Genomic DNA, 26,452 nt, shown 5'->3' on the forward strand with positions numbered 1-26,452 from the left:
GCTAATATCCCTCCCATGAAACACCCTCGCACCCGTGTGGCCGTCATTGACGTGGTGGCCCTTTCCCTCCAGATGATGGAACACATGCCGCGGTTCTCCGCCTGGGCGGGGGAGCGGAGCGTTTCCTCCTTCCCTCCGGCCTTTCCGGCCCTCACCTGTTCCGCCCAGAGCACCTACGTGACAGGGCTTTCCCCGCGGGAGCACGCCATTCCCGGCAACGGATGGTACAACCGGAACATGTGTGAAATCCAATTCTGGAAGCAGTCCAACAAGCTGGTGCAGGGCCCGCGCCTCTGGGAGAAACTGCGTGAACGGTACGGCTCCGGCTTCACCTGCGCCAAACTTTTCTGGTGGTACAATATGTATTCCACGGCGGACTGGACCATCACGCCGCGCCCCATGTACCCGGCGGACGGCCGCAAAATCTTCGACATTTACACCCAGCCCATGGAACTCCGGGAAACCATTAAAAAGGACCTGGGAGAATTCCCCTTCCCCACCTTCTGGGGCCCCATGGCAGGGATCCGGTCCTCCCAATGGATAGCGGACTCCGCCCGGTGGATAGAACGGAAACACCGCCCTGACCTCAGCCTCATCTATCTGCCCTATCTGGACTATGACCTTCAGAAATTCGGTCCATCCTCAACTCAGGCGGCCCATGCGGCGGAGGCTATGGACGGTCTTCTCTGCGACTTGATCGACTTTCTGGAACGGGAAGGCGTCACCCCCCTCGTCCTCAGTGAATACGGCATTTCCGACGTATCCCGCAGCATTGCCCTCAACCGCATCTTCCGGGAACGGGGCTGGATCACCGTCAAACCGGAAATGGGTACGGAAATGCTGGACTGCGGCGCCTCCCGCGCCTTTGCCGTGGCGGATCACCAGACTGCCCATATCTACATCAATGATCCTTCCGTAAAAGAAGAAGTGAAAGCGCTGCTCTCCGCTACCCCCGGAGTGGAAGAAATCAGGGAAACGGACTTCTCCGGCCTTTCTTTCACGGCTCTGGAACGCCTGCCGGAATTCACCGCCGTCGCGGCCCCGGACGCATGGTTCACCTACTATTACTGGCTGGATGACACCAAGGCGCCGGACTTCGCCCGCTGCGTGGACATCCACCGCAAACCCGGCTATGACCCCGCGGAAATGTTCTTTGATCCGGACCTTGCCTTCCCCATGTTCCATGCCGCCGCCTTTCTGCTGAAAAAAAAGCTGGGGTTCCGCGCCCTGATGAAAGTTATCCCCCTCAACGGAGACCAGGTGAAAGGCTCCCATGGCAGAGACCGGGTGCCTGCAAACCAGCAGCCCGTGTTCATCGGCCCGGCCTCCCTGCCGAAAATTCATGCCGCTGAGGATGTCCATCAAGCCATCCTCTCCGTCTTTGAAAAAGAATAATGACGGGAAGGGACGCCCTGTCAGCAGACATCCGGACAGGAATCATACTCCATACAAAGAAATTTCCCGCAACGGATGCCGTTCCGCAAAAACAGGGCTTCCACGCCTGGGAAACCGTAGCGTTCTCCCCATCCGCTCCAACACGACATGATTATTCCTTCACATCGCTGTTTCACTCCGCAACCCTAGCAATAAGGGACAGGAGCCTTCACCGCTATCCCACTCATTCGCTACCCCCGCCCTGTCAGAGCAAACGTTTCAGCAGGGGTTCCATATCCATGTAATCCTGCCCATGAATCAGTTCGCCGAGAATGGGCGCATCGGAAAACTCCTCTACCATGCTCCTGTTCGTCACGCAGGCAGTATCCCATTCCTCTTTCACATTATTAAACACGATGCCCAGGCATTCCAAGCCGCGTCTCTTGATCGCATTCAGCGTCAGCAGGGCATGGTTGATGGCCCCCAGCTTGTTGCCTATCACCAGAAGAACAGGCAGCTTGAAATCCGCAGCCATGTCGCTGAAATTCCGTCCGGGGCCAATGGGTACTTCCCAGCCCCCCACCCCTTCCACCAGCACGCATTCATGTGCGGCGGACAGCGCGTCATAAGCGTTCCGGATAACCTCTTCATCCACCTGCGTATTCTCCAGCCGTGCGGCTACATAGGGACATGTGGCATTCCTCAAAAAAACGGGATTCAGTTCATTCAGCGTCAGCCCCTTTGGCCCGGCTTCACGCAGAAGGCGGGCATCCTGCCTGTCTCCGCAGGCCACGGGCTTGAACCCGGCGGCATTAATGCCCGCCTCTCTTAAAGATTTGACGATCAGGCAGCTCACATAAGTTTTCCCGACTTCCGTATCGGTACCGGTAACAATGAAATTCCTCATAACGATAAATATTCAGGGATGGGATCTTCTAATCTCCTCAAGCTGCCCGCGGGTGGACACGCCGTCATTCGTAGTCACCCAGTGATTAATGAAAGACCAGATAATCACGGCCAGCACCAGACAGAACAGCTTGGCCGGCCAGTTAAGCAATAGCAGTTTTTTCATTGGAAGAAGAAATATTCAGCAGTTCCTCAAGACGCCCCTTCAACTGTTCCGGAGTCAGGTTGCGTTCCAGTTTCCCGCCTACGGCCAGGGCGATAGCCCCCGTTTCCTCGGACACCACCACCACCACGCAGTCGCTCTCCTCAGACATGCCCACGCCCGCGCGGTGGCGCAGCCCCAGGGTGCGGTCGCTCATTTCCTTCTGGGAAACCGGGAACACGCAGGCAGCAGCGGAAATGCGGTCGCCGAAAATTACCACGCCTCCGTCGTGAAGGGCCGTCTTGGTATGGAAAATCGTCAGGGCCAGCTCCGGAGAAAAAATGGCGTCCAGCTTCACGCCGGAATCCTCAATAGGCTTCATGCTGATGCTCCGCTCAAAAGCGAACAGGGCGCCGAACCGCTGGTTGGAAAGCTTGCTTACCGCCTTGCAGAAATTATCCAGGAAATCTACCCGCTGAAGCTTGGCGAAGGAAGAGAAAAACGGGTGGCTTCCCAGCTTTGCCAGCCCTACGCGCAGCTCCGGCTGGAAAATCACCACCAAAGCCAGCGCCAGACCGGGGGCGAAAATGCGCGTCAGTATCCATGAAATAACATTGAGCTGAAAGAAAAAGGCCAGCACCACCAGGGCCAGAAAGCAGGCGAACAGCCCCACCATAATGCGCGCGCCGCGCGTTGCGTGGAAAGCGCGGTAAATCTGGTATAGGAACACCCACAGGATGAAAATTTCAACGATCGCCCGGAGCGTATCCTTGATCACAATCCAGTCCCACATGCCCAACAAGCTACACAACAACCCACCCGAATGCAATACCGATCCTCTCGCGTTGCCGGAAGGCGCCGGGAATTTACCGTTCATCTCAATTCCCCAAATCTGAAAACATCCCTGTACGTTCCGGAGACAGATAGAAGCTCTCAAAAAAAAGAACGGCTCTTTGGGAAACAAATAATAACAATAAGCAAAAATCGGATTAAATTAACGATGTAAATCCGCATAAAGCAAGACTTCAAAAAACAGGGATTTTCCCCGGCTCTGCGCATGAGCTTGCGACGGATACGCTGAAAAAACAAACACGAAAATAATACCGCAAAATGATAACAGTCGAACAATTGAAAGGAGCAGGAAAAATCTGGCTCGCCTGGGTGAAACTTCAAGATAGGGATCCTGCTGAAGTTACGCAAATATTTGAACAAATTAAAGGGAAACTGGATATAAAATTGGGAAGAGGCTGGCAAAAATATGACCCGGTAATAAAAAAAGGAAGGCCCCAATCCTATAAAAAACTCTTTCAGGAATTGGATAATGACAGCCAGGAATCTGCAAATGCATTTATCAAATATTTCAATGAGGGAATCCCGGAAGACGCTCCTGTATCACCAGCCATACACCTCATTCTCATCTTATGCGTCTGTGAAGTAGGACGTGGATACGGACAGGCGCCGGACAATATGCTGACTTATGCACACGATCTCATTGATTACCCCAATCTCACATGGAGCTCACTGCTGGACACAGCGGGAAGTTCCCCGGATTTCGCATTTCTAGGCAAAGGTGATTCCGACGAAGACTACAGGGAATAATGTATGATCGCCGTCATCGGCAGAAGAGACAGCGGCAGACGGGCCCGGACAATTTAGAAACATAGGCGTCCCTTCCTATCTGCCGTCTGTCTCAATCCTGCGGAAGTCAGAAGTTGGAGCACCAGCTTTTGACTTCCGCCATTTTCGGGCCAAAACCTGGCCGCCGTCATGATGCCGGACTCCTTTCTTTTCCGGAACCCGAACTGCCATCAGCAGGGAGACCGTCCGGAAACGCCGGATTACCGCTGCATAGCACAGGTGATCCGGGGAATGTTCCAGGCCGCCCTGCATCTTGCGGCGGACATCAAATAATAACGGTAGGCACTCCCTACGCCCGGCAGCCTCAGACGGCCTGCCCGTCCATAATCGTAATAATGCGGTCCCCTCTCCTTGCCAGATGTTCGTCATGCGTCACAATCACCAGCGTTTTGCGGGACTCGTCCGCCAGGCCGAATAAAAGATCCAGCACCTCCGCTCCGTTCTTCCGGTCCAAATTTCCGGTGGGTTCATCCGCAAAAATAATGGGGGCGTCGTTCGCCAGGGCGCGGGCAATTGCCACGCGCTGCTGTTCCCCGCCGCTCAGCTCGCTGGGCAGATGGTTCAGGCGGTGGGACAAGCCCACGCGCTCCATCAGTTCCCTCACATATTCCACTCGCGGCCTCCGGCCGATGGAGGAAGCCAGACAGGCGTTTTCCAGTGCCGTCAATTCCGGCATCAGCAGGTAATTCTGGAAAATAAACCCCATGTTCCGGTTCCGGAACACGGACCGGGCCGTGGCGGACAAGGCGTAAATGTCCGTACCGTCAATCATTACCTTTCCCTCTTGAGGCGTTTCCAATCCGGCCAGCGTATACATCAGCGTGGTCTTTCCGGCCCCGCTGGGTCCGCACAGGAACACCTTCTCTCCGGCGGCGATGTGCAAATCCACCCCATGCAGGATTTCAATGGACTTCTTGCCGATGGAATAGCTGCGGTGGAGGTTGGCGGCGGTAATCACGGGGCGCAGTATAAGAAAATCCTCTCCGGATTAAAGTTCTATGTTGTCAATAAGACGCACGTCTCCGAAATAGACGGCTGCGGCCATCAGGGCCGGCTTCCGGTTCACTGCCAGCGGCTGCATGGTCTCCGCATCCACAATCTCCAGATAATCGATGCTCGTGCCGGGCACCCCTTCAATCATGGCGGCGGCATGCTCCTTCACTTTGGAGACGTCCCCTCCGGCCTGGAACTCGTCCCGGGCCTGAAGCATGGCCTGCCGTATTACCACGGCCTGTTCCTTCTGCTCCGGCGTCAGACGGGCATTCCGGGAGGAATAAGCCAGCCCGTTACTGTGCCTTACAATCTCCGCCCCGTGAATGCGCACCGGAAAATCCAGGTCGCGCACCATGCGGCGGATAATCGCAAGCTGCTGGTAATCCTTCTTGCCGAAAATGGCGTCCGTGGGCTGCACCAGGTTAAACAGCTTGGCAAGCACCGTGCAGACGCCGGAAAAATGCCCCGGGCGGGACGCGCCGCACAATGTTGCGGACAAAAAGCCTTCTTCCACGGAAATGCTGCGTTCTCCGGCATACATTTCTTCAGAAGCAGGGGAAAACACATAATCCACGCCTGCTCCTTCGCACACCTCCAAATCCTTTTCAGGAGTCCGGGGATAAGTCTGGAGGTCGGAGGAATTGTTGAACTGGATAGGATTGACGAAAATACTGGCAACCACTACGCCATCCTCCCCGGCCAGTTTGCGCGCCTGTTCCAGCAGAGCGCGGTGTCCGGCGTGGAGAGCCCCCATTGTAGGGACGAGAACCACATGGTCATGCTTGCGGTGATGCTTGAGGAGGGCAGCTCTCAACTGGGCCTTGGTGGAAAATGTTTGCATGCGCCTAAAGTGGCCCCATGATGACAAAAGTTCAATCCTGAAATATTGCTAGAAGGTTGACGCATGCCATTCCACATGTAAACTGGTAAAGTCAGAAGACGCTAAAAATTATGAGATTCTTCAAAACAGCATTAGGTGTATCAGCAGCAATGGCATTAAGCGCCACGGCCAACGCTGAACTGAAGGTAGCGACGGTGGATGTGCAGAAACTCTTCGCTGACTACTACAAGACCCATGAAGCCCAGGCGGAAGTAGACAAGGCTGCCCAGACGGTGCAGGAAACCAACAATACCCGCGCGGAAACCATCAAGAAAATGGAAGCGGACTTCAATGATATGGTCAAAAGGCTCCAAGATCCCATGCTGAATGAAAAGGACAAAAAGGAGCTGGAACAAAAAGCCCAGATCAAGCGCCAGGAAGTCATTGCGCTGGAACAGGAACGCCGCGGATTTGTGGAACGCCAGCTTAAATCCCTTCAGGAACAAATGAAAGTGCGTTCCGCCAAAATCATGGGGGAAATCACAAAAATCACGGAAGGCATCGCCACCCAGGGCAACTATGACCTCGTTCTGGACAAAAGCGCCCAGGCCCTCCGGTCCAACCAGGTATTCGTTTACACGAAGCCCGGCATGGACATTACCCCTGCGGTGATGAAAGAACTCAACAAGGACGCCCCCAAAGGGTTTGACCCCACCAAGAAAAAGACCCCGGCCGCTCCCGCCGCTCCCGCGGCCCCGGCCAACTAACCCTTGACATTACCCCCGGGAAGGCGGAATCATATACCCATGAAGCTTACACTTGAAGCCGTGGCCGCCCTCACCGGGGGAAAAATCCTTTCCGGCGACCCCGAACTGACTGTATTCGGGGTCGCTTCCCTTCTTGACGCATCCCGCGAGGAAGCCTCCTTCCTTGGCAACGAAAAATACTTCCAGGACTTCCTGAACACCTCCGCCGGAATCGTGCTGGTGCCTCCGGGTCTGCCTGCGTACCCGGAACATGCCGCATTCGTGGAAGTGGACAACCCCTCCATGGCATTCAACGCCCTGGTGAAATACTTCATGGCTTCCGCCTACCGGTTTACCCCCGGAATTCATCCTACAGCCATTATCGACCCCACGGCCAGCTTCAACCCGGACAAAATCCATGTAGGAGCCTATACCTACATCGGCGCTCACTGCGTAATCGGAGACGGAACGGACATCGGCAACGGCTGCGATATCGGAGACGGCGTCTCCATGGGGGAAAACTGCCGCCTGCATGCCCACGTAACTATCAGGGAACGCTGCAAACTCGGTAACCGGGTAACCATCCAGCCCGGAGCCGTCATCGGTTCCGATGGGTTCGGTTTCCTGATGGGAGACAATGGGCGCTATGTGGGCATTGACCAGGTGGGCATTGTGGAACTGGGGGATGACGTGGACGTAGGAGCCAACACCACGATTGACCGCGCCAGATTCGGCCGCACCATTGTGGGGGAAGGCACCAAAATAGACAACCTGATCCAGCTCGGTCACAACGTCGTTGTCGGCAGGCATTGCATCATCGTCGCCCAATCCGGCATAGCCGGCAGCACCAAAGTGGGGGACTACGCCACCATTGCCGCCCAGGTCGGCATCTCAGGACACCTCAAAATCGGTTCCAAATCCACGCTAGGAGCCAAAACGGGAGTCCTCTCGGACATTCCGGAAAACTCTACTTACTGGGGCATGCCGGCTTTCCCCTACAAGGACGCCACCCGCCAATACGCTGCCCTCAAAAAACTTCCGGCATTGATTAAAGAAGTCCGGGCGCTCAAAAAAGAGTTGGATTCTTCCGGCAAATAACGGGCATCATATCGTCTGAACGCTCGGCCCTCACCTCCGCGTTTCTGTCTTCCGCCGCTTCAGGCCTGTCCGGTCCCCCAGCGGCGGTGCAGAAACCGTTCCAGAGGAGAAAACAGAATCTTGTCGGACAGCAGCCCAATCACCACAATCACGAACATAATGCCTACAACCTGGTTCATCGCGTTCAGCTCGCGGCCGAAATGCAGCAGTTGCCCCAATCCGAACCCGGTCAGGATGGGAACAAAAATTTCCGCAGCCATCAGGGAACGCCAGGCAAAAGCCCAACCCTGCTTCATCCCGCTCACGACAAACGGAGCGGAAGCGGGAAGCGTCACATGGACCAGGCAATAAATGGGGCCTGCGCCCATGGTGCGCGCCGCACGGGCGTAAATGGGCGGCACGTTCCGCATGCCGTTGGCCGTAGCCAGGATTACGGACCACAGCGTCCCCATAATCACCACGAACAGCATAGCCCCTTCCGTCTGGCCGAACCACAGGGTCGCCAACGGAACCCAGCACACGCTGGGCAAAGCCTGGAAGCCCAGGGAAACCAGCCCCAGGGTATTCTGGATAAGCTGGAAACGGGAGCACAGCATGCCCAGGGGAATTCCCGTCACCAGGCCTATTCCATACCCCATTACCAGCCTTTTCACGGTAATCCACGAAGCCTCCTCCAAAGACCCGTCCTGAAATGAAGAACGCAGATACTCCCACACTTCCAGCGGAGAGGGAAACAAATAAGGCTTCCAGACCCTCAGGTTGCTCAAATACTGCCATGCCCAGACCACGAGAATGAAAAACACGAGCGAACAGGCGTGAGCTCTCCACTTGGACCATTTATTCCGGTTCATGCCGTGGCTCCTTTCAAATCACGGGTGATGCGGGCGGACAATTCCGCCAAACCGCTGCTGTTGATATCCCTGGGATGAGGAAAATCCACGAAATACTCCTCACAGATGCGCCCCGGATGCGGAGTAAGCAACACCACGCGATCCCCCAGGCACACGGCCTCGCGCATATTGTGCGTAACGAAAACAATCGTCATGCCGCAGCGCAAATGAATCTCCTGAATATCCTGATAAAGCTGTTCGCGGGTCATGGCGTCCAGGGCGGCAAAAGGCTCGTCCATCAGCAAAATGCGGGGGCTGGCAGCCAGGGCGCGGGCAAGCGCCACGCGCTGCTTCATCCCGCCGGAAAGTTCATGAATATGAGCATGGGCGCACTCTTTCAGCCCCACCAGTTCCAGATTCTTCTCCGCCATGGCGAGCCGGTCACCCCGAGTCAGTCCGGGCGTCAGCTTCAAGCCGAACATCACGTTTCCCATCACGTCCAGCCACGGAAACAGGGCGGACTCCTGGAACATCACGGTGCGGTCCCGTCCGGGCCCTTTCACAGGCTCCCCGTCCAGCTCCACCACCCCGGAAGAGGGGAACTCCAGCCCCGCAATAATATTCAGCAGGGAAGTCTTTCCGCACCCGCTGGCTCCCACCAGGCACACGAACTCGCCCCCCCTGATATTCAAATTAATGTCCTCCAGAGCCACCACCTTTCCGCGCCTTCCGTCAAACACCTTGCTCACGCCCGCAATACGGAGCTTGCAGCCTCCGGGGCCGCAATGTTCTGCACCCGCAATCATCTTCCGCCCTCCTTCACCATGGTCAACTGTTCCTCAGCCGCATCCGGCGCTACCAGGCCGCCTACATCCGGGACCTCTTTCATAAACCCGGCCTGATGGGCGTCCTGCACAAACTGCCGGAGCTTGGGAATGGAAATCCTGTCCTTGATGACGATGCTTTTCCAGGCCTCTGCAATCAATGCCGGATCTATTCTGGAATGCGTCAGCTGCTCCAGTTCCCTGACCACGATTGACTGGGCCTCCTCCGGATGCAGCCTTATCCATTCGTTCAGCTCCGCATGCGCCTGCACCAGGGCTTTCGCCACCTCCGGCTTTTCCCTGAGAAACTCAGCTCCGCATACCAGCACGGTCGCGATGGATTCTTTCTCGTCCACCAGCACCCTTCCTCCCGCCGTCATCACCAGGCGGCTCACCCACGGCTCCACCGTCCACGCGCCGTCCAGCTTGCCCTGCCGGAACAGGCTGAGCTGTTCGGGGTTGGGAGTCGGCAGAATCGTCACGTCCCCGCCGCGCTGCGTCACATGCAGGCCGCCGCGGGAAAACCAGGCGCGGGCGGAAACATCCTGCGTATTCCCCAGCTGGGGGGTCGCAATCACCCTGCCGCGGAAATCCGCAGGCTCCTTCAGCGTGGAATCCTTCGGAACCACCAGGGCGGCTCCTCCTTCCACGGCTCCGGCAATCATCCTGATATCCTCCCCTCGGGAACGCACAAACGCGTTAATGGCCGGGCTGGGCCCCACGTAAGCCAATTCCACGGAGCGGGCGAACACGGCCTCCATGGCGCTGGGGCCCGCATTGTACACGTACCAGTTGATCCTGACGTCCTTTCCGGTGGCCTCCTTCAGCCGTTCTTCAAACCACCCCTTCCCCTGCCGGGAAAAATGATGCGCCACCAGGCCCTGCACATGCGTCACATTGGGAAAATGACCGAAATTCAATTCCACGACGTTAGGATCATCCTTCTCCTTCTTTCCGCAGGAAACAGCCAGCAGGCAAAAAAACAGAACCGGTAAAATCGTCAGGAATCTGGAACAGGGCATAAGAAAAAAGAATGGGGTACTGAGTCACAGCTGTTTTTCTGCGGCCTTTCAGGCGCCGACTAACAAAAAGAGACGCCCGCGGCAGGAATCCGAAGGCAGCAACTTTGTCACAATGTGGACAACAAAAATGCCCGTTTTGTTGAAAAAAAAGCCCGTCTCCGGACCTGAACCGGGCTCTATTGACAAACCTGTCCGTTCCCGTTACAAAAACTCCATTCCCAACCCGCCTATGCAGTTCCTCTCCAACCAGCACTCATCCGGATCATGGCTGGGCCTTCCTCCGGATGAAGAACGTCCGGTAAGCCGGGCCGTCAGGTACCGCTGCATTTTTCTGACGCTCCTGTATTGGGCTGTTCTTTCCGCCATTCCCCAAGGAGCGGACTGCCTTGCAACGATAGAAACCGATATCCCCCTTTGGATGGGAACGCTGGAACTGACGCCCTTCCTGCTGGTGCCGGCCTTCCTGTTCCTGGCGGTGCGAACGGGAGCCCAGTGGAGAGCCCTGATGATGACCGTATATATGGGACTGTTCCTGAACCTGCTGATGAACCTGGCGCTTCCCGCAGGCGCTATGTGGGGCGACCTCCCCGCATCCGGCCCCTACGGTACGCTTGTCTGGCCCGGAGGGAACCGGGAGTGGCTGGTTACGCTGCCCCGTTTCCCGCAATTCTGGGCTCTCGTCATCTATGTCTTCCTCTCCGGCAGCGGGGCTCCGCCCCTGCTTCGCGCGCTGTCCCTGGCCTGGTGGTTCCTGCTCTGCGTGGCCCCCGTGAACACGGGCATGGTGGGGTACGCGGACATCCTGGGGCCGCTGGTCATCATCGCCCTCATCCTCGGCTGCATGCACCTGGCGGAAAAACGATTCTCCCGGCAATGATTCTTCCCGGGAGAGTCATTCCCGGCCTACAGCCTTGCCGCTACTTCCTCCAACGTCTCCACACGGGCTGTGGCGAGGGTGGAAACATCTTCCGTAGAAAACAGGAAATTGCGGCCCACTCCAGCGGCAAGAGCCGCCCGGATATCCCGTTCCCGGTCACCTACGGACACGCAGGCTTTCATATCCAGCCCATGCGCGGCGGCAGCCTTCAGAAACAGGCCGGGATTCGGCTTCCGGTCCGGATGCCCGTCATCCGCGCTGGGACAGTAAAACACATCTGCAATCTCCGCGCCGGACGAACGGAACACCCCTCTCATATATTCCGTCAGCCGTTCAAAGTCATCTTCGGAAAACATGCCGCGTCCTATGCCGGACTGGTTGGTCACCACCAGCACCTGGTACCCCTTCTCCTTAGCCTGGCGGCAGAGATTCAGAATTCCGGGCACCAGACGAAAATCCTCGATGCGGTGCACATATCCGCCATCCACATTAACCACGCCGTCCCTGTCCAGAAACAAAGCCTTACCCGCCATATATCTCCCGTTCAACCAGTTCGCAAACCAGATGCCCCACTGCAATGTGCATCTCCTGAATGTTGTTCGTGGCCTCGGAAGGAACGGCAATACAGAAATCCGCAGCTTCTTTCATCTCGCCCCCTCCGCGGCCCGTCAAAGCTACAGTCCGGACGCCCATCCGGTGCGCCTGCTCCATCGCCAAAACGATGTTCCGGCTGTTGCCGCTCGTGGAAAGCCCCACCAGAAGATCCCCGGGGCGGCCCACTCCCTCCAGCTGCCTGGAAAATACCGTCTCATATCCGTAATCATTACCCACGGCGGTCAGGATGGAGGTATCCACCGTCAGGGCCAGCGCATTCATGGCGGGACGGTTCAGTTTGTAGCGCCCTACCAATTCGGCGGCCAGATGCTGGGAATCCGCGGCGGAGCCCCCGTTGCCGCAAAACATGATCTTATTCCCGGCCCTGAGGGTATCCGTGCAAATGCGGGCGACCTGCTCAATATCCCCGGCCATGGAAGCCAGGGTTTTGAAATTATCCGCTATCCCTAAAATCTGGTTCCTGATGTATTCGCTCATTCCGGGCTGCTTTTCATGCGGTTGATGATATTGGTAGAGGAAAAGCCCTCCAGGCGGGGAAGTTCCAGAGCCTGCCCCCCATAAGCTTTCACGAACTGGCCTTCCGGCCAGCATTCCAGGGGATATCCCTCTTTGGCAATCACGTCCGGACGCAGCTTCTCAATCAGCGGCAGAGCCGTATCTTCATCAAACGGCACTACGTAATCGACAAAATCCAGGGACGCCAGCAGCAGAGAACGCATCTCCTCATTATTAATCGGCCTGTCCTCGCCCTTCAGCCGCTTGATGGAGGCGTCCGTATTCAGCCCTACAAAAAGCACGTCGCACGCTTCACGCGCCTTCATAAAGGAATGCATATGCCCCAGGTGGAGCAAATCAAAACAACCGTTCGTAAACCCAACCACCTTCTTTTCCCGGCGGAAACGCGCCGCCAGCTCCGCCGCGGCCTCCGGCGTCAGGATATTGTCGCGGTGATGCCAGGAAGGCGTCCGGATATCCTTCTCCTTCAGAGCCTTCTTCAACTCCGTTCCGGTCACGCTGGCCGTTCCGAATTTGCCCACTACGATGCCGGCGGCCACATTGGACACGACCAGAGCGTCCGGCACCGCGGCTCCGGCAGCCAGCGCCGCGCCCAGACTGGCAAGGGAGGTATCCCCCGCGCCGGACACGTCAAAAACCTCCCGGGCCTCCGTAGGAATGCAGACAAAATCGGCAGGGTTGGAGGAAGGAATGAAAATCATGCCGTGTTCGCTCAGAGTAACAATCAGATTCTCAATGCCGAATTCGGAAAACAGCCTTTGCGCCCCCGCCACGGCATCCCGTTCCCACCCGTCCATGGCTGGATTGAGCGCCACGCCGGTAGCTTCCTGGAACTCCTTCATATTGGGTTTTACCAGCGTGGCCCCCCGGTAGCGGGAATAGTCCGCTCCCTTCGGGTCCACGATGACGGACTTGCGCGCGGCACGGCACCGGGCAATCACCTCCGGGGTGGTACGTCCGTCAAACAGGCCTTTCCCATAATCGGATAAAAGGACAAGATCCGCCTCCGGCAAACAGGCATCCACCCGTTCCAGAAAACGGGAAGCCAGCTCCGGCTCCATGTTCAGCGGCTGTTCCTGATCCGCTCTCAGCAAATGGTGCTTGCCCGCCACAAAACGGATCTTCACGGTCGTCTCATACCCCTCGCGCACCACCAGCTCCGGAACGCAGTGCGTCTCTTCCAGAAAACGCCTTACCTGCCGCCCATGGTCATCATCCCCGACCACGCTGATAAAGGTGGTGCGGCATCCCAGCGCGCACAGATTGGACACGACATTGCCCGCGCCTCCCAGCATGCGCGTCTCCCGGTCCATCTTCATAATGGGAACCGGGGCCTCCGGGGAAATACGGCTGACGCTCCCATACAGGAACTTATCCAGCATTACGTCCCCGATGCAGAGAATCCGCACCCGGGAAAATCCGTCAATCAATGTATGCAGCCGGTTCATGGGAGACGCCTCTTTCTACCACGCCCCCTGTTATAAGGCAAGGACAGTTGAACCGCGCTCTGGAACCGGGAAACGGGGCAACGCGGCCGCTCCCCGCCGTTCCGGACGGCAGAACTCTCATTCAGGAGCAAAAAATAGGTCAGTCATGATAAAAATCTTGACCTGTAAGCAGGAAAGCACTACCTATTGTCTCCCGTTCCCGGACGAATAGAAAAAGGAAAACAAATCATGCGTGAAGTTACCGTAAGAAAAGGTGAACCTATCGACCGCGCTCTCAAGCGCCTCAAAACAAAACTGGATGTTGAAGGCATTCTGGATGAAATGCGCCGCCGCCGCGCTTTTGAAACCCCGATGGACGAACGCCGCCGCAAGGCCCGTTCCGCCAGCAAGCGCAACAAGGTAAAATGGCGTTTCAGCAACAAGAGCGAAGAAACCGCTTCCGAAACCGCCGAAACACCCGCTTCCGCTCCTGAAGCTTAAAACAATATTGGTTCGGGAATAAGAACCCAATTTCCATGAGGGCAACCCTTTCTCAAGGTTTGCCCTTTTTGCTTCCCTCAGCACATGAATCAGTCAGCCCAGCTCTTCTCCCGCGCGCGTTCCGTTATCCCTGGCGGAGTCAACTCCCCGTCAGGGCCTTCCGCAATGTGGACGGGGACCCCTTCTTCGTTCAATCGGCCAAAGGAGCCTACATCACGGATGCGGACGGACGCCAGCTTATTGACTACATCGGCACATGGGGCCCGGCCATTCTGGGCCACGCTCCGCAACCCGTTCTGGACGCAGTACATGCCGCCGTGGACAGGGGTCTGGGCTACGGAATTCCTGCGCCGGCGGAAGTGGACATGGCGGAAATGATCACGGACATGGTGCCCTCCGTGGAAAAAGTGCGCATGGTCAACTCCGGAACGGAAGCGACCATGTCCGCCATCAGGCTGGCGCGCGGCTATACCGGACGCCGCAAAATCATCAAATTCATCGGCTGCTACCACGGTCACGTGGACTCCCTTCTGGTGGCGGCGGGTTCCGGAGCGCTCACCTTCGGAGAACCGGACAGCGCGGGAGTGCCCAGGGAAATGACGCAGCTCACCCTCACCGTGCCCTACAATGACCGGGAAGCAGTGAAAAAAGCCTTCGAACTCCATGGAAGCGACATTGCCGCCGTCATCCTGGAACCCTTCCCCGCCAATGCCGGACTCTACTTTCCGCAAAACGACTTCCTTCACTTCCTGCGGGAAATCACGCTCCGCCACGACGCCCTCCTCATCTTTGATGAAGTCATGACGGGCTTCCGGGTCGCTCCCGGAGGCGTGCAGCAGCTTTACGGCATCACTCCAGACCTTACCTGCATGGGCAAAGTCATCGGCGGAGGCCTCCCCGTGGGAGCTTTTGGAGGCCGCTCGGAAATCATGGACTGCCTCTCTCCGCTCGGCCCCGTGTACCAGGCGGGAACCTTGTCCGGCAATCCGGTCGCCATGGCGGCGGGATTGGCCCAGCTCCGGGAACTCCTGAAAGGAAACGCCTATGAACGCCTGGAACAGCTCGGAGCGCGCATGGAAGAAGGCATTCGCGAAGCCCTTAAAAAACACGGCAGAAATTACACCTTCCACCGTGCAGGCTCCATGTTCTGCCTCTTCTTCACGGAAGAGGAAGTCTATGACTTGGAATCCGCGCAAAAAGCTTCCAAAAAACTCTTCAAATCCTTCTTCTGGAACATGCTGGAACAAGGCGTCTACTTCGCTCCTTCCCCGTATGAAACGGGCTTTATCTCTACGGCCCATACGGAAGAAGACATTGACCGCACGGTGGAAGCCGTCCGCATCAGTCTCTCCAGGTTGGGTTGACATGCCCCTGATTTGAAGTGACAGCTCACTACCCTTCCCCTATAAGGACTTCATGAGACAAATGACAGGGACCATGCTGCTTCTGTCCTCAGCAGCCGTCATAGCCGCTCCCTGGACGCATGCGGAGGAAAAGACGATCCGGCTCACGGAAGCGGAACAGCAGGAAATCAAGACGGCCAACGAAAAACTGCTGGGCCTTACCCTTCGTTTCCTGCATGACTCCTGGCCGCTGGAAATCATGTTTCCCGGAGAAGCGCAGGAGGAATTCCACTCCATTCTTCAATGCCATCAGATGCTGGAACAATTCCGCCAGACCGGCAGCCTCCTGCTCCAGACGCCGGACCGCACTACGCCCCTGCATCTCTGCATTGCCCTGGGATTAAACCAGCTGGCCGTCCGGATGGTAGAAAAGGGCGCTCCCGTCAATGCTCAATCCATTTTCATGCATGACGGCACCAAAGAGCCGGGAGACACTCCCCTTACCTGGGCGTGCCTCTCAGGCCTCTATATGAATTCCACTGCAGAAGAAAGACTGCCGCTGGTGCACGCCCTGCTCAAACACGGCGCCGACCCGGACCTGCCGGGGCCCTGGGGCGTCACCCCGTTCATGTATTCCGCCGCCCTCAATGACTCCGATCCGGGCCAGGAAAAAATAGCGCTGGCGCTTCTGGACGCAGGTTCCCCGGATCTCAAGCGCAGAATGAACGCTCAGGCGCGCGGGGTCGGCTTCCTCAGCCTGTCCTCCGCCATTTACGAACGGCTCATCAAGGCGGGATGCGATGTTAACGAGCGCTTTTTTGAAAGCAAGCAATCACCCCTTCACCTGATCTGCACCAAGGAAAAACCGTCGGAACGCCTCATTCCGCTCATTGAACTTCTCATCAAGGCGGGAGCGGACCCCAACCAGCCGGATGTGGATGGCCTGACCCCGCTGATGGTCTGCAACTCTCCGGAAATAGCCGTTTGCCTCATGAATCACGGGGCCAATCCCTCCCTCCGCAACGATGACGGCCAGACAGCCTATGACTTCCATATGAAAAACGGTTATCCCTCCATTGCGGAAACCATCAAGCTCTGGCAGTCCAAACAGAAAAAAGGGGGCCCCGCCAAGTAGAACCGTCATCACGGACTTCACAGCCCGCCATTCTCCCCTTCTGGTTCGCGAAAAAAGGGAGGGTAACCGTTACGGCCCGGTTACGGGTCTGAAGCCTATCCCCGGAACTGCCGCGCTTCCGAAACCATGCAGGCAGCCCCCTCTGTTTCCTGTTATAAAAAAGCCGCTTCCCCAATTCAGGGAAAGCGGCTTTGAAAATCACAGGAAGGAAGAATTTATTCCTCCGCTTCAATGCCTTCGCCGATCATCTTGGGATCTTCCGGCATCTTGCCTGTCGTAAAGTAACCTTCAATTTCTTCCAGGGAACGCCCCTTGGTTTCAGGCAGGAAGAAGGTCACCGTAATGAAATACAGCACCGTAATGCCGCCCAGCGTAAAGAACACGCCGGAATAACCGCAGCTGCCCACCCACGGGAGGAAGGAACCGGCAATGACCGTGGAAACCAGCTGGTTGATCAGCAGGGCAATCGCCATACCGTTGGAGCGGATGCGGGCAGGCATCAGCTCGGACAGCGCCAGCCAGACGCATACGCCGGGGCCGGTGGCATAAAAAGCAATGAAGATGATGAAAAACGCAGTCACGCCCCAGCCCATGGAGGTATCCGGCTTTTCACCCAATTCCGCCTTCAGAATGGAAACGGGCTTCATGGCATAGCCGTCCTTGCCGTTCACCACCATTTTATTGGTGGAATCCGGAACAGCCTTGATCACGGCCAGGGAAGCCTTGTCCTCTTCCTTCTTGATATCCTTGGTATCCTTGGTCAGTTCGGAAAACTCTACGACGGAAAGCTGGGTGGAGGACCCCATCAGGAACTGGTACCAGGCGGGATTGGCTTCCGGCTGGTCATAGGTGATGATGAGCTGCATCCTGTTGATGTCCTTGTCGGCCATGCCGTTCTTGGCAAGGAGATTCTTGATGAAGGGGGAATCCGGAGTGCGTTCCAATTGAAGCGTGCGGATGGAACCCACATCCTTGCCCTGTTCAAATTCCTTCTGGACGGCAGGGCTCTGGGCGGCCAGCAGGGCGGCCACATCCGCAGTCACGTCCTTGCGGGCTTTTTCCACATTATTGAACAGGAACCCGGTGCCGAGAAGGCCGACTACAATGCCGGCCGTTCCGATTTTAAGCAGGAACTTGCGGCCCTTGCGGTCCACCAGCACCATGGCGACGATAGTCATCAAGCAGTTCACGACCTTGATGGTAAAGTCCGCCCAGTTGGCAGTAGTGCCTTCCAGACCTGCCTGCTGGAACACCTTTACGGAATAATTCAGCACGGAATTAATACCCGTAGCCTGCGTGAACGCCAGAACGAGCACCGCCAGAACAAAGGGATAGATATACTTGCGCTGAAGAAGAGACTCTCCGGAAGAACTCTGCTTCTTGAGTTCCTCCGCCTTCTGTTTTTCTTCCTCTTCAATGTGAACCATCTCATCAAACACTTCCTTGGCGCGGGACTCTCCGTAACTGCGCACCAGCACAGCCATGGCTTCATCCTTGCGGCCGCGGCGGAACAGGTAACGGGGAGATTCGCTCAAACGGAAGGAACCGAAAAACAGGAACAGGCCGGGAATGGCGCAAACCCAGAAAATAGCCTGCCAGGCCAGAACCTTGGCGGAAGTCAGCGATTCTTCGCTCGCGCCGGAATTTTCGACGCCGCCCACATAACTGGCGGCAAGCAAACCGACGACGGCGGCAAACACCAGGCCCACCGTCAGCAGGAACTGGAACATCCCCGTTCCCTTGCCGCGGGACTCGGCGCTCAGGCACTCGGCCAGATACAGCGGAACAACCACGCCCACAATACCGGCGCTGGCTCCCTGGAGAATACGGCCCAGCAACATAATGCCGAATACTTCCTGGGACAGGCAAATCACGGGAATACTTGCCGTGAACAAGGCGGCAGCCACGGTAATCAACGCCTTGCGTCCCATCTTGTCGGCCAGATAGCCCGCAAACAGGGAAGAAAGAACGCTGCCGAACAGCACAGCGGCCACCACCTGGGAAAGCTGGGAAGGATTAAAACCGGCCGTCTGCTCAATATAGGGAAGCGCAGCAGCAATCACGCCAACGTCCACACCGTAGAGCAGGCCGCCCAAACCGGCCATGATGAGGAGATAGCGCATATACCGCCTGGCCGCATCCGGAATGGCGGCCTTCATGTTTTCTTGGTCTGTCATGGTCGTTGCATTTTAGTAAATTGGCTTTCCTCCGCAACCAAAAAAAGACGCTTCCCGGGCAAAAACAAATTTCCTTCCCGCAAATATGCTCAAATGGTGAAAATATCGCAAAAGAAACAGGTAGCAAACCCTCCGGGAGCAGGAACCCATTTGAGAACCTCTGCACCAATGCCTCGTCTATATTCCCTTCCTGCCCAGAAAACAGCGCGATGCGCCATCACGGAAACGGAGCCGCCCTCATCGGCCCCCTTTGGCGGAAGAATCTATCCCGAGCCGCTTTTCAATCAGATTCACAGACAACTCCGCGCACAGGCGCAATTCATTATCGGCGTCATGAGTGAATGCTTTGAGCGCGGACAGGGAAGCTTCCGAACCAATTTCCCCAAGAATGCGGGCGGCGGAACGTTTCAACACAAAATCATCGGACTCATTCAGCGAACGAATGATATCGGCTTCTCCCGTTGGGCCGGCAGCCTTGCATTCGTCCTCCCATTTCTGGGGATCCTTTTTCCATTCCTCCAGAAGCAACGCGAAACTTCCCTTTTCCGGGCCATGCAGTAAAAACCTGACCAGAGACGCCGGAATTTCGCAATCCGCCTTCTTCAGCTCCGTAGCCACGTAATGAACCACGCGCTGAGCCTCCTCATGATCCGGTTCAGCCCATACCACAAGAGCCGAAGCCAACGCAGTCACATATTCCGCATCACGCCCCCACGGTTCCCGGAGAAGCTCCACCAGCCTGTCAGAAACCTCTCCCCGCATCTTATCCGGATTTACGGCTGACAGGCGTTTTGCAGCGGCAATAACGCGGCGGATGTCCAGACAGGACAGCTCCTTCAAATTGGCCAGCACAAAATACTGGTGGCGCTCATCCTGCAACGCGGCGGAAGCGGGCCGCGCTTCAAACCTGTCCCGGTTCAAAATCACTTCCACAAAAAAACGCTCCTTATCCTGCAGGGACACCTTCCCCATCTTACCCGCGACCTCTACAAATTCCTTAAACGTAATGGGAGTGGGAGTAATAACGAACAGCCCGCCGCCCGTTCCCTTGCGGTCATAAAAAATAGGTTCGTCCTCAGACTGGGTCATCCTCTTCAAATACGCCTTCACCATATCCCGGTTGGCCGCATTCACCCCCACCACCCATACGCCCAGAACCCCCTGGGATTCCTTTCGGTCAATAGCGGAAAACAGAGGTTTCAAATCACTCGCCCCATAATTCTGGACAGAAGCATTCTTGGAGGGCAGCTGCTCCAGGCCCATACTGGTAAATCCGGAGACATCTTCTTCCCCGGCGTTTCCCTCTTCATGCCCTCCGAGCAGGGAGGGATTCACCTTGACCGGATACACGAAAGGCAGGGAAGCAATCCCCCCAGCAACCAGCAAACCCAGCAAAATGAAAACAATCTTGTGCCTGCGTCCGGCACAGGCCATCAAGCCTCCGGCAAGACAGGCAAAAAACAGGGCAAATGCCTTCTGCTGGGGCTGCTGCAACATGGAAAGGAAAAAGGACCCATCCATCTTGGAAGAAGCATTGTAAAAAATCCACACGCAACCGGCGGCAACAGCCAGGGACGCGCAAAGACACACCAATTGAATCAGCCCCGTTTCCACCAGGGCGCTTTGGATGACCTCCCTTCTGTCTTTGGGAGGATGGACGGAAACGGCCCTCTTCGCCTTGGCAAAAGGTTTCTTAGGAATCAGTTTTTCCCTGTCGCAAAGAAACTCATGCCCGCATTTGCTGCAATTCACCATAGAACCTTCCGCGGAAGAAGGAACATTGATATGTCGTTTGCACTGTGGACAATTCAGATTCACCGGGCTCCAATATGCACGTTTTTCATTCTTTTGCAATACCAATCTTCCAAACTTTTTCTTGATCATGCGCCCGCTCAAATTTTCAAGAAACTCCCACCGAACCCCATTCCCGTTATATCTTCTTTTCATTCCGCAGTTCTGATTTCTTCAGAATTTTAAAATTCTGATCAAACCGCTCTTATTGAAAATCTTATTCACCTGAAAACTATTCCGTAAACTCCGGAAAACAAGGTAAGGGAAAAGTTCCCATTTTTTCCTGACGAAAGGATGGTTTTTTAGTCCGCTTTCATAAATAAAAGGCTCATATCCCCAAACGCCCCTTCATATAAATTATTTGAATTTGACGACACGGGCCATTGAAAAAAAAAAGACAAAAACACTCGTCATGCTTATCCTCCCGCCTCACGTCATTCCGAGTGAACACGCTTGCAGAAGAGAAAATTTGGTAGTAGAATTTCCGCCATGTCATTGCAGCCTGCCGAACGCCGAGATTTCATCCGCGATATGATTTCTGATGACCTTGCCTCCGGCAAGCATCAGGCCCCGGTAACACGCTTTCCTCCGGAACCCAACGGGTATCTTCATATCGGACATGCCAAATCCATCTGTCTCAACTTCGGCATCGCCCAGGAATTCCCGGGTGCGCGCTGCCACCTGCGTTTTGACGACACCAACCCCAGCAAGGAAGACCAGGAATATGTGGACAGCATTCAGGAAGACATCCGCTGGCTGGGCTTTGACTGGGGCGACAACCTTTTCTTTGCCAGCAACATGTTCGACTTTTTTTACGAATGCGCCGTTTCCCTCATCCGCAAGGGATTGGCCTACGTAGACGAACAGACGGTGGAGGAAATACGCGCCCAGCGCGGCAACGTGAACGTGCCCGGGCAGGAATCCCCCTACCGCAACCGATCCGTGGAAGAAAACTTGGAACGGTTCCAGGCCATGAAAAACGGGGAAATCCCGGAAGGCAGAGCCATCCTGCGGGCCAGGATAGACATGAGTTCCAGCAACATGAACATGCGTGACCCCGTGTTGTACCGCATCATGTTCGCGGAACACCACAACACGGGCAGTTCCTGGTGCATTTATCCCATGTATGATTTTGCCCACCCGCTGGAAGATGCCTACGAACACATCACCCACTCTCTCTGCACGCTGGAATTTGAAAACCACCGTCCCCTCTATGACTGGGTCATTGAAAACTGCCCCGTCCCGGCGCGCCCGCGTCAGACGGAATTCGCCCGCCTGAACCTTACCTACACCGTCATGAGCAAGCGCAAGCTGCTGCAACTGGTGCAGGAAGGACACGTCTCCGGCTGGGACGATCCACGGATGCCCACCGTCTCCGGGATGCGCCGCCGGGGTTACACTCCTGCCGCCATCCGCAACTTCTGCCAAACCATAGGCATCACTAAATTCAACGGCTTCACGGATGTGGCCCTGCTGGAATACAGCGTCAGGGAAGACCTGAATGCCAACGCGCCGCGCCGCATGGCCGTGCTCAATCCCCTCAAGGTCACCATCACCACCCTGCCGGAAAACGCGGAAGAAATGGCTGAAGTGCTGAACAATCCGGAAAAACCGGAAGAAGGCGTCCGCCGTCTCCCCATCACAAGGGAAGTCTGGATTGAACGGGACGACTTCATGCTGGATCCTCCTAAAAAATACTTCCGCCTGGCGCCCGGCCGCACCGTACGCCTCCGGGGGGGCTACTGCATCACCTGCACGGACTACAAACAGGATGCGGAGGGAAATATCACGGAAATCTTCTGCGAACACATTCCCGGCACCATCGGCTCCAACCCGCCGGAAGGAATCCAGTGCCGCGCCGCCATCCAATGGGTAAGCACCAAATACGCGGTGGACGGGGAAATCCGCATCTATGACCGTCTTTTCACGGAAGAAAACCCGGACGCTGCCGAGGAAGGGTTCCTTTCCGTCATGAATCCTTCCTCCCTGTCCGTCATCACAAACGCCAAACTGGAACCCTCCCTGGCCGGAGCGGAACCCGAATTCCGCTGCCAGTTCGAACGCCTCGGCTACTTTGTGGCGGACCGCAGGGACCATGTGCCGGGCCGGAGGCCTGTGTTCAACCGCACTGTGGCTCTCAAGGACTCCTGGGCTAAAAAACAAAAATAACCTCTCTTCATCCCCTTTTATGGACAATCAGCTTCAATTCTGCACCGTTGAAGAAGCCGTGGAAGAAATACGGCGGGGACAGATGATCATCGTTACGGACGACCCCGGGCGCGAAAACGAGGCAGACCTGATTATTGCCGCCGAATTCGCTACGCCGGAAGCCATCAACTTCATGGTCACCCACGCCAGGGGCCTCGTCTGCGCGCCGCTTTCCCCGGAACGGGCGGATGCCCTCCAGCTCCCGCTCATGACCTCCGTCAACCGGGAAAACATGTCCACCGCATTCACCGTCTCCGTGGATGCGGCCCATGACATCACGACAGGCATCAGCGCCGCGGAACGGTCCCTCACCATCCGCACGCTAGCGGACCCCAAAGCCACGGTCAACGACTTTGTACAGCCGGGGCACACATTCCCTCTCCGCGCTGTTCCCGGCGGCGTGCTGCGCCGCGCCGGCCATACGGAAGCCACCATTGACCTCGTGCACATGGCGGGCCTCCAGCCCGCCGGCGTCTGCTGTGAAATCATGAAGGAAGACGGGACCATGGCCCGCATTGGAGACCTGGGAGAATTCCAGAAAAAACATGGGTTGAAAGCCTGCACCGTAGCCCAGCTCATTGAATACCGCCGGGCTAAGGAAAAGCAAATCCGGCTGGTGGAAACCGTCAACATGCCCACAGACTACGGGAACTTTACCTGCCACCTTTATGAATCCCAGCTGGACGGGGCTCTTCACCTGGCCCTGGTTCACGGAGAAATCTCCCCGGACAAGCCCACGCTGGTACGCGTGCATAGTGAATGCCTGACGGGGGATGTCTTCGGCTCCCGCCGCTGTGACTGCGGCAGCCAGTTGCACACCGCCATGCGCCGCATCGCCCAGGAAGGAGGCGTCCTGCTCTACCTGCGGCAGGAAGGCCGTGGCATCGGCCTGGCGGCGAAACTCAAGGCTTACAAACTTCAGGAACAGGGTCTGGATACTGTGGAAGCCAACCTCAAACTCGGCTACCCGGACGACCTGCGCGACTACGGCATCGGCGCGCAAATCCTGCATGACCTAGGAGCAAACCAGCTGCGCCTGCTTACCAACAACCCGCGGAAAATCGTGGGGCTGGAAGGCTTTGGCATAAAAATCACGGAACAGGTTCCTCTCATCATCCCACCCAACGAACAAAACAGCAAATACCTGGCTACCAAAAAATGCAAGCTGGGCCATATCCTGTAACCTTTCACTCCATCCCTTCATGTCCACGGAACTTCCCCGCCGCCAGCGCGCCACGGGCACGCGCGCCAAAATCTGCATCGTCGCCTCGGAATACAACGAACAATACACCCAGGCTCTGGTAGACAACTGCTCGGCAGAACTGGAAACCGTGCTTCCCTCGGTTCGCCTGGAAATCATCCGCGTCCCGGGAGCTTTTGAAATTCCGGTAACCATTAAATCCGTTCTCTCCCGTTCTCCGGAAAAACGTCCCGATGCCGTGGTGGCTCTGGGGGTCATCCTGCGCGGAAGCACAGACCATGCGGACCTGATCGGCTCCACCATTACCCAGGCCCTGATGCAGCTTGCCCTGGAATTCACCATCCCCGTCATCCATGAAGTCCTGCTCCTGAATGATGAAAAGCAGGCCTTCGCCCGCTGTATCGCCTCTCAGCTCAACCGCGGCCGTGAAGCGGCCCGTACCGCCGCCCGCATGGCGGAACTCTTCCTCAACTCCCTGTCCCGGCAATAAGGCCCATCTCTCTCTTCTCCATCGCCATGCTCTCTCGTAACCAAATCAGACAAACAACCCTCCAATACCTTTACGCCGCCTCCCAGACGCCGGAAACGGAATGGGAGGGAATCTGGGATATCCTGATGGAACCTTTCCGGGGCGACTACTGCAAACTCAAAGCCAGGGCCGTCTCCGGCCACCTTACAAGGGACTATCCGGACAAATTGCGCCTCTTCATCACCCGTGCGCGGGAAACGGCGGACAAACTGCAGCAAGACCCTCTTACCCTGCCCGTCCGCGACCAGCTTCAGGACCTGCTGACCAAGGAAGGAGAATTCAACGCCGCCCTGCTCCGGCTGAAAAAAGCCCTGCACGAAGACCCCGCCAATGACAAGGGCTCGCTTTCCGCCGCCTGCGACGCCGCCCAGGAACTCAATACCGCGCTGATGCAGATGAGACGCCGCCTGCTGGACACGCTCAAGGACTTCCCAGCTTATAACGGAATCTGGCCCTCCCTCATTTCCTCCTGCAGGAAACTCCAGGAAATCAATGACCGCATCAACTGCCTCACCCACCCGGACGACCGCCCCTCCCTGGCGGAAATAAAAAAAGTGGTGGAAGCAGGACGGGATGCGGATGAACTCTACCGGGAAGCCAAAACCCTGGGAGAAGACATCCTGCGCCGCCGGGACGGGCTGGACGCCGCCATCGACTCCACGTTGGAAAACTACTCCCCGGAACGCGTCAGCGCCATTGACCGCGCCATCCTGCGCCTGGGCGCCTATGAACTCCTTCATCGCAAAGACCTCCCGGCTCCCATCGTCATCTCGGAGGCCATCCGCCTGTCGGAACGCTTCTCCTCTGCGGAATCCCCCCGCTTCGTCAACGGCGTCCTGGCCGGAATCTCAAAAACGGAACGCCCGGCATAACTCCGCTTCGCGCCATGGCAGGATTCTTTAAAAAACTATTCACCAAATTCTCCCGAAGTTCCCGGATAGACTGGGATGAACTGGAAGCTGACCTGGTAGCCGCAGACATCGGCATCAGGCGCGCCATGGGTATTGTGGACCAGCTGAAAGAAAGCAAAGGCCTGAATGCGGAAAATCTGGTGGAATCCACCCGTGAAGCGCTTCGCCAGGCCTTTCCTTCCGCGGCCCCGTCCCTGCCCGTCCCTCCGGAAGGGAAACCGCTGGTCATTCTGGTCGTGGGCGTCAACGGCACCGGGAAAACCACTTCTGCGGCCAAATTGGCCCATCTGCTGCAAAAACAGGGTTCCCGCGTTCTCCTGGCTGCGGCGGACACTTTCCGCGCGGCCGCTGTGGAACAGCTTCAAAGCTGGGCGGACAAGCTGAACATTCCCATCTACAAGGGAGCTCCCGGCCAGGATCCGGCCTCCGTCTGCTATGAGGCCCATACGCGGGCCATCAGGGAAGGTTTCCCATACCTCATTTGCGATACCGCGGGGCGCCTCCATACGCGCCACAACCTCATGGAGGAACTCTCCAAAATCCGCCGGACTCTCGCCAAGCAGGATGCGGACGCTCCCCATCACACCCTGCTGGTGGTGGATGCCACCACAGGCGCCAATGCCCTGGCGCAAGCCAGGGAATTTCATAAAGCGACGCCCCTGGACTCCGTCATGATCACCAAAATGGACGGCTCCGGAAAGGGAGGCGTGGCCGTGGCCATCATGGATGAAATGCATATCCCCCCCTCCTTTCTGGGAACCGGGGAAGGAGCCGAAGACTTTGAACCCTTCAATCGGGACCGCTACGTGGATTCCCTGCTGTAACGGG

General features: G+C 56.8%; 26 protein-coding genes and 1 pseudogene. 14 read left to right on the top strand and 13 right to left on the bottom strand.

Going from position 1 to position 26,452, the window contains the following annotated elements; all coding sequences use genetic code 11:
- The first annotated feature begins 15 nt into the window (after positions 1–15).
- The gene (locus O4G22_RS02255; protein ID WP_306702055.1) at positions 16–1,395 is read left to right on the top strand and encodes an alkaline phosphatase family protein; all 1,380 of its coding nucleotides are present in this window, start codon (positions 16–18) and stop codon (positions 1,393–1,395) included.
- A gap of 244 nt (positions 1,396–1,639) precedes the next feature.
- Here O4G22_RS02255 and bioD read toward each other — a convergent pair whose 3' ends face one another.
- From bioD to cdaA, 3 genes are read right to left on the bottom strand one after another with little or no spacing between them, the layout of a single operon-like run.
- The gene (gene bioD / locus O4G22_RS02260) at positions 1,640–2,281 is read right to left on the bottom strand and encodes a dethiobiotin synthase (protein ID WP_102737483.1); all 642 of its coding nucleotides are present in this window, start codon (positions 2,279–2,281) and stop codon (positions 1,640–1,642) included.
- A gap of 12 nt (positions 2,282–2,293) precedes the next feature.
- Positions 2,294–2,446 carry a hypothetical protein gene (locus O4G22_RS02265; RefSeq protein ID WP_164917374.1) on the bottom strand — a complete coding sequence of 51 codons (153 nt, stop codon included), beginning with the start codon at positions 2,444–2,446 and terminating at the stop codon, positions 2,294–2,296.
- Positions 2,424–3,215 carry a diadenylate cyclase CdaA gene (gene cdaA / locus O4G22_RS02270; protein ID WP_306713917.1) on the bottom strand — a complete coding sequence of 264 codons (792 nt, stop codon included), beginning with the start codon at positions 3,213–3,215 and terminating at the stop codon, positions 2,424–2,426. Before cdaA ends, O4G22_RS02265 begins: the two co-directional genes overlap by 23 nt.
- A gap of 317 nt (positions 3,216–3,532) precedes the next feature.
- Between cdaA and O4G22_RS02275 the strand changes: the two genes are divergently transcribed.
- Together O4G22_RS02275 and O4G22_RS02280 are read left to right on the top strand one after the other, a co-directional pair.
- Positions 3,533–4,021 carry a hypothetical protein gene (locus tag O4G22_RS02275; protein ID WP_306702057.1) on the top strand — a complete coding sequence of 163 codons (489 nt, stop codon included), beginning with the start codon at positions 3,533–3,535 and terminating at the stop codon, positions 4,019–4,021.
- Positions 4,022–4,189: 168 nt separating this feature from the next.
- Positions 4,190–4,333: a hypothetical protein gene (locus O4G22_RS02280; RefSeq protein WP_306702058.1), complete on the top strand. Its 144-nt coding sequence runs from the start codon at positions 4,190–4,192 to the stop codon at positions 4,331–4,333.
- A 31-nt stretch (positions 4,334–4,364) separates the two neighbouring features.
- Here O4G22_RS02280 and O4G22_RS02285 read toward each other — a convergent pair whose 3' ends face one another.
- Positions 4,365–5,018, bottom strand: coding sequence for an ABC transporter ATP-binding protein (locus O4G22_RS02285; protein WP_287159773.1), 654 nt, complete (start codon positions 5,016–5,018; stop codon positions 4,365–4,367).
- Between the two features lie 30 nt (positions 5,019–5,048).
- A complete protein-coding gene (gene panC, locus O4G22_RS02290; protein ID WP_094137412.1) occupies positions 5,049–5,894 on the bottom strand; it encodes a pantoate--beta-alanine ligase in 846 nt (281 codons plus the stop codon).
- A 149-nt stretch (positions 5,895–6,043) separates the two neighbouring features.
- Between panC and O4G22_RS02295 the strand changes: the two genes are divergently transcribed.
- A complete protein-coding gene (locus O4G22_RS02295; RefSeq protein ID WP_295977583.1) occupies positions 6,044–6,640 on the top strand; it encodes an OmpH family outer membrane protein in 597 nt (198 codons plus the stop codon).
- Positions 6,641–6,679: 39 nt separating this feature from the next.
- Entirely contained in the window at positions 6,680–7,717 is a 1,038-nt protein-coding gene (lpxD, locus tag O4G22_RS02300; protein ID WP_306702059.1) for a UDP-3-O-(3-hydroxymyristoyl)glucosamine N-acyltransferase, read from the top strand.
- A gap of 59 nt (positions 7,718–7,776) precedes the next feature.
- Here lpxD and O4G22_RS02305 read toward each other — a convergent pair whose 3' ends face one another.
- The 3 genes from O4G22_RS02305 to O4G22_RS02315 are packed head-to-tail and all read right to left on the bottom strand — an operon-like array spanning position 7,777 to position 10,393.
- Positions 7,777–8,568 carry an ABC transporter permease gene (locus tag O4G22_RS02305; protein WP_306702060.1) on the bottom strand — a complete coding sequence of 264 codons (792 nt, stop codon included), beginning with the start codon at positions 8,566–8,568 and terminating at the stop codon, positions 7,777–7,779.
- A complete protein-coding gene (locus O4G22_RS02310) occupies positions 8,565–9,353 on the bottom strand; it encodes an ABC transporter ATP-binding protein (RefSeq protein WP_297404463.1) in 789 nt (262 codons plus the stop codon). Before O4G22_RS02310 ends, O4G22_RS02305 begins: the two co-directional genes overlap by 4 nt.
- Complete coding sequence (locus tag O4G22_RS02315) at positions 9,350–10,393, bottom strand: ABC transporter substrate-binding protein (protein WP_306702061.1); 1,044 nt, start codon at positions 10,391–10,393, stop codon at positions 9,350–9,352. Before O4G22_RS02315 ends, O4G22_RS02310 begins: the two co-directional genes overlap by 4 nt.
- Before the next feature lie 112 nt (positions 10,394–10,505).
- On the opposite strand from O4G22_RS02315, the gene O4G22_RS02320 reads away from it, so the two are divergent.
- Positions 10,506–11,270: a hypothetical protein gene (locus tag O4G22_RS02320; RefSeq protein ID WP_306702062.1), complete on the top strand. Its 765-nt coding sequence runs from the start codon at positions 10,506–10,508 to the stop codon at positions 11,268–11,270.
- A gap of 26 nt (positions 11,271–11,296) precedes the next feature.
- On the opposite strand, the gene O4G22_RS02325 is transcribed toward O4G22_RS02320, so the two are convergent.
- The 3 genes from O4G22_RS02325 to O4G22_RS02335 are packed head-to-tail and all read right to left on the bottom strand — an operon-like array spanning position 11,297 to position 13,849.
- Positions 11,297–11,803 (bottom strand): D-glycero-alpha-D-manno-heptose-1,7-bisphosphate 7-phosphatase, encoded by a 507-nt coding sequence (locus O4G22_RS02325; RefSeq protein ID WP_094137405.1) that lies wholly within the window; start codon positions 11,801–11,803, stop codon positions 11,297–11,299.
- Complete coding sequence (gmhA, locus tag O4G22_RS02330; protein ID WP_297667241.1) at positions 11,793–12,362, bottom strand: D-sedoheptulose 7-phosphate isomerase; 570 nt, start codon at positions 12,360–12,362, stop codon at positions 11,793–11,795. The genes O4G22_RS02325 and gmhA overlap by 11 nt, the downstream gene beginning before the upstream one ends.
- Positions 12,359–13,849 (bottom strand): bifunctional heptose 7-phosphate kinase/heptose 1-phosphate adenyltransferase, encoded by a 1,491-nt coding sequence (locus tag O4G22_RS02335; RefSeq protein ID WP_306702063.1) that lies wholly within the window; start codon positions 13,847–13,849, stop codon positions 12,359–12,361. Before O4G22_RS02335 ends, gmhA begins: the two co-directional genes overlap by 4 nt.
- Before the next feature lie 228 nt (positions 13,850–14,077).
- Here O4G22_RS02335 and rpsU point away from each other — a divergent pair, with 228 nt between their 5' ends.
- The 3 genes and pseudogenes from rpsU (at position 14,078) to O4G22_RS02350 (ending at position 16,807) form a co-directional block, all read left to right on the top strand.
- Complete coding sequence (gene rpsU, locus O4G22_RS02340) at positions 14,078–14,329, top strand: 30S ribosomal protein S21 (RefSeq protein ID WP_094137401.1); 252 nt, start codon at positions 14,078–14,080, stop codon at positions 14,327–14,329.
- Between the two features lie 84 nt (positions 14,330–14,413).
- Positions 14,414–15,693, top strand: a pseudogene (gene hemL / locus O4G22_RS02345) (glutamate-1-semialdehyde 2,1-aminomutase).
- Between the two features lie 52 nt (positions 15,694–15,745).
- The gene (locus O4G22_RS02350) at positions 15,746–16,807 is read left to right on the top strand and encodes an ankyrin repeat domain-containing protein (RefSeq protein ID WP_297673191.1); all 1,062 of its coding nucleotides are present in this window, start codon (positions 15,746–15,748) and stop codon (positions 16,805–16,807) included.
- A 215-nt stretch (positions 16,808–17,022) separates the two neighbouring features.
- Here O4G22_RS02350 and O4G22_RS02355 read toward each other — a convergent pair whose 3' ends face one another.
- Positions 17,023–18,984, bottom strand: coding sequence for an MFS transporter (locus O4G22_RS02355; RefSeq protein ID WP_290488524.1), 1,962 nt, complete (start codon positions 18,982–18,984; stop codon positions 17,023–17,025).
- A gap of 237 nt (positions 18,985–19,221) precedes the next feature.
- Positions 19,222–20,739 (bottom strand): hypothetical protein, encoded by a 1,518-nt coding sequence (locus tag O4G22_RS02360; protein WP_306702064.1) that lies wholly within the window; start codon positions 20,737–20,739, stop codon positions 19,222–19,224.
- 525 nt (positions 20,740–21,264) lie between these two features.
- Between O4G22_RS02360 and O4G22_RS02365 the strand changes: the two genes are divergently transcribed.
- Genes O4G22_RS02365 through ftsY form a run of 5 tightly spaced genes read left to right on the top strand, consistent with a single transcriptional unit; the run spans position 21,265 to position 26,448 of the window.
- The gene (locus tag O4G22_RS02365) at positions 21,265–22,944 is read left to right on the top strand and encodes a glutamine--tRNA ligase/YqeY domain fusion protein (RefSeq protein WP_306702065.1); all 1,680 of its coding nucleotides are present in this window, start codon (positions 21,265–21,267) and stop codon (positions 22,942–22,944) included.
- Positions 22,945–22,963: 19 nt separating this feature from the next.
- Positions 22,964–24,166, top strand: a complete 1,203-nt coding sequence (locus O4G22_RS02370; protein ID WP_306702066.1) for a bifunctional 3,4-dihydroxy-2-butanone-4-phosphate synthase/GTP cyclohydrolase II — start codon at positions 22,964–22,966, stop codon at positions 24,164–24,166.
- 19 nt (positions 24,167–24,185) lie between these two features.
- Positions 24,186–24,674, top strand: a complete 489-nt coding sequence (gene ribH / locus O4G22_RS02375) for a 6,7-dimethyl-8-ribityllumazine synthase (RefSeq protein WP_094137395.1) — start codon at positions 24,186–24,188, stop codon at positions 24,672–24,674.
- A 26-nt stretch (positions 24,675–24,700) separates the two neighbouring features.
- Positions 24,701–25,585, top strand: coding sequence for a transcription antitermination factor NusB (gene nusB, locus O4G22_RS02380; protein WP_306702067.1), 885 nt, complete (start codon positions 24,701–24,703; stop codon positions 25,583–25,585).
- A 14-nt stretch (positions 25,586–25,599) separates the two neighbouring features.
- Complete coding sequence (gene ftsY, locus O4G22_RS02385; RefSeq protein ID WP_306702068.1) at positions 25,600–26,448, top strand: signal recognition particle-docking protein FtsY; 849 nt, start codon at positions 25,600–25,602, stop codon at positions 26,446–26,448.
- The last annotated feature ends 4 nt before the right edge of the window (positions 26,449–26,452 follow it).

This window comes from Akkermansia muciniphila, from assembly GCF_030848305.1.
Taxonomy (GTDB): domain Bacteria; phylum Verrucomicrobiota; class Verrucomicrobiia; order Verrucomicrobiales; family Akkermansiaceae; genus Akkermansia; species Akkermansia muciniphila_A.

Excerpts from the sequence above, each read along its gene's own strand:
- O4G22_RS02365 (WP_306702065.1), top strand. The coding sequence starts at position 21,265 with ATGTCATTGCAGCCTGCCGAACGCCGAGATTTCATCCGCGATATGATT.
- cdaA (WP_306713917.1), bottom strand. The coding sequence starts at position 3,215 with ATGTGGGACTGGATTGTGATCAAGGATACGCTCCGGGCGATCGTTGAA.
- O4G22_RS02355 (WP_290488524.1), bottom strand. The coding sequence starts at position 18,984 with ATGACAGACCAAGAAAACATGAAGGCCGCCATTCCGGATGCGGCCAGG.
- rpsU (WP_094137401.1), top strand. The coding sequence starts at position 14,078 with ATGCGTGAAGTTACCGTAAGAAAAGGTGAACCTATCGACCGCGCTCTC.
- panC (WP_094137412.1), bottom strand. The coding sequence starts at position 5,894 with ATGCAAACATTTTCCACCAAGGCCCAGTTGAGAGCTGCCCTCCTCAAG.
- nusB (WP_306702067.1), top strand. The coding sequence starts at position 24,701 with ATGCTCTCTCGTAACCAAATCAGACAAACAACCCTCCAATACCTTTAC.
- O4G22_RS02350 (WP_297673191.1), top strand. The coding sequence starts at position 15,746 with ATGAGACAAATGACAGGGACCATGCTGCTTCTGTCCTCAGCAGCCGTC.
- O4G22_RS02275 (WP_306702057.1), top strand. The coding sequence starts at position 3,533 with ATGATAACAGTCGAACAATTGAAAGGAGCAGGAAAAATCTGGCTCGCC.
- O4G22_RS02335 (WP_306702063.1), bottom strand. The coding sequence starts at position 13,849 with ATGAACCGGCTGCATACATTGATTGACGGATTTTCCCGGGTGCGGATT.
- bioD (WP_102737483.1), bottom strand. The coding sequence starts at position 2,281 with ATGAGGAATTTCATTGTTACCGGTACCGATACGGAAGTCGGGAAAACT.
- O4G22_RS02370 (WP_306702066.1), top strand. The coding sequence starts at position 22,964 with ATGGACAATCAGCTTCAATTCTGCACCGTTGAAGAAGCCGTGGAAGAA.
- O4G22_RS02315 (WP_306702061.1), bottom strand. The coding sequence starts at position 10,393 with ATGCCCTGTTCCAGATTCCTGACGATTTTACCGGTTCTGTTTTTTTGC.
- O4G22_RS02255 (WP_306702055.1), top strand. The coding sequence starts at position 16 with ATGAAACACCCTCGCACCCGTGTGGCCGTCATTGACGTGGTGGCCCTT.
- O4G22_RS02360 (WP_306702064.1), bottom strand. The coding sequence starts at position 20,739 with ATGGTGAATTGCAGCAAATGCGGGCATGAGTTTCTTTGCGACAGGGAA.
- ftsY (WP_306702068.1), top strand. The coding sequence starts at position 25,600 with ATGGCAGGATTCTTTAAAAAACTATTCACCAAATTCTCCCGAAGTTCC.
- ribH (WP_094137395.1), top strand. The coding sequence starts at position 24,186 with ATGTCCACGGAACTTCCCCGCCGCCAGCGCGCCACGGGCACGCGCGCC.
- O4G22_RS02320 (WP_306702062.1), top strand. The coding sequence starts at position 10,506 with ATGTGGACAACAAAAATGCCCGTTTTGTTGAAAAAAAAGCCCGTCTCC.
- O4G22_RS02280 (WP_306702058.1), top strand. The coding sequence starts at position 4,190 with ATGATGCCGGACTCCTTTCTTTTCCGGAACCCGAACTGCCATCAGCAG.
- O4G22_RS02325 (WP_094137405.1), bottom strand. The coding sequence starts at position 11,803 with ATGGCGGGTAAGGCTTTGTTTCTGGACAGGGACGGCGTGGTTAATGTG.
- lpxD (WP_306702059.1), top strand. The coding sequence starts at position 6,680 with ATGAAGCTTACACTTGAAGCCGTGGCCGCCCTCACCGGGGGAAAAATC.
- gmhA (WP_297667241.1), bottom strand. The coding sequence starts at position 12,362 with ATGAGCGAATACATCAGGAACCAGATTTTAGGGATAGCGGATAATTTC.
- O4G22_RS02295 (WP_295977583.1), top strand. The coding sequence starts at position 6,044 with ATGGCATTAAGCGCCACGGCCAACGCTGAACTGAAGGTAGCGACGGTG.
- O4G22_RS02310 (WP_297404463.1), bottom strand. The coding sequence starts at position 9,353 with ATGATTGCGGGTGCAGAACATTGCGGCCCCGGAGGCTGCAAGCTCCGT.
- O4G22_RS02265 (WP_164917374.1), bottom strand. The coding sequence starts at position 2,446 with ATGAAAAAACTGCTATTGCTTAACTGGCCGGCCAAGCTGTTCTGTCTG.
- O4G22_RS02305 (WP_306702060.1), bottom strand. The coding sequence starts at position 8,568 with ATGAACCGGAATAAATGGTCCAAGTGGAGAGCTCACGCCTGTTCGCTC.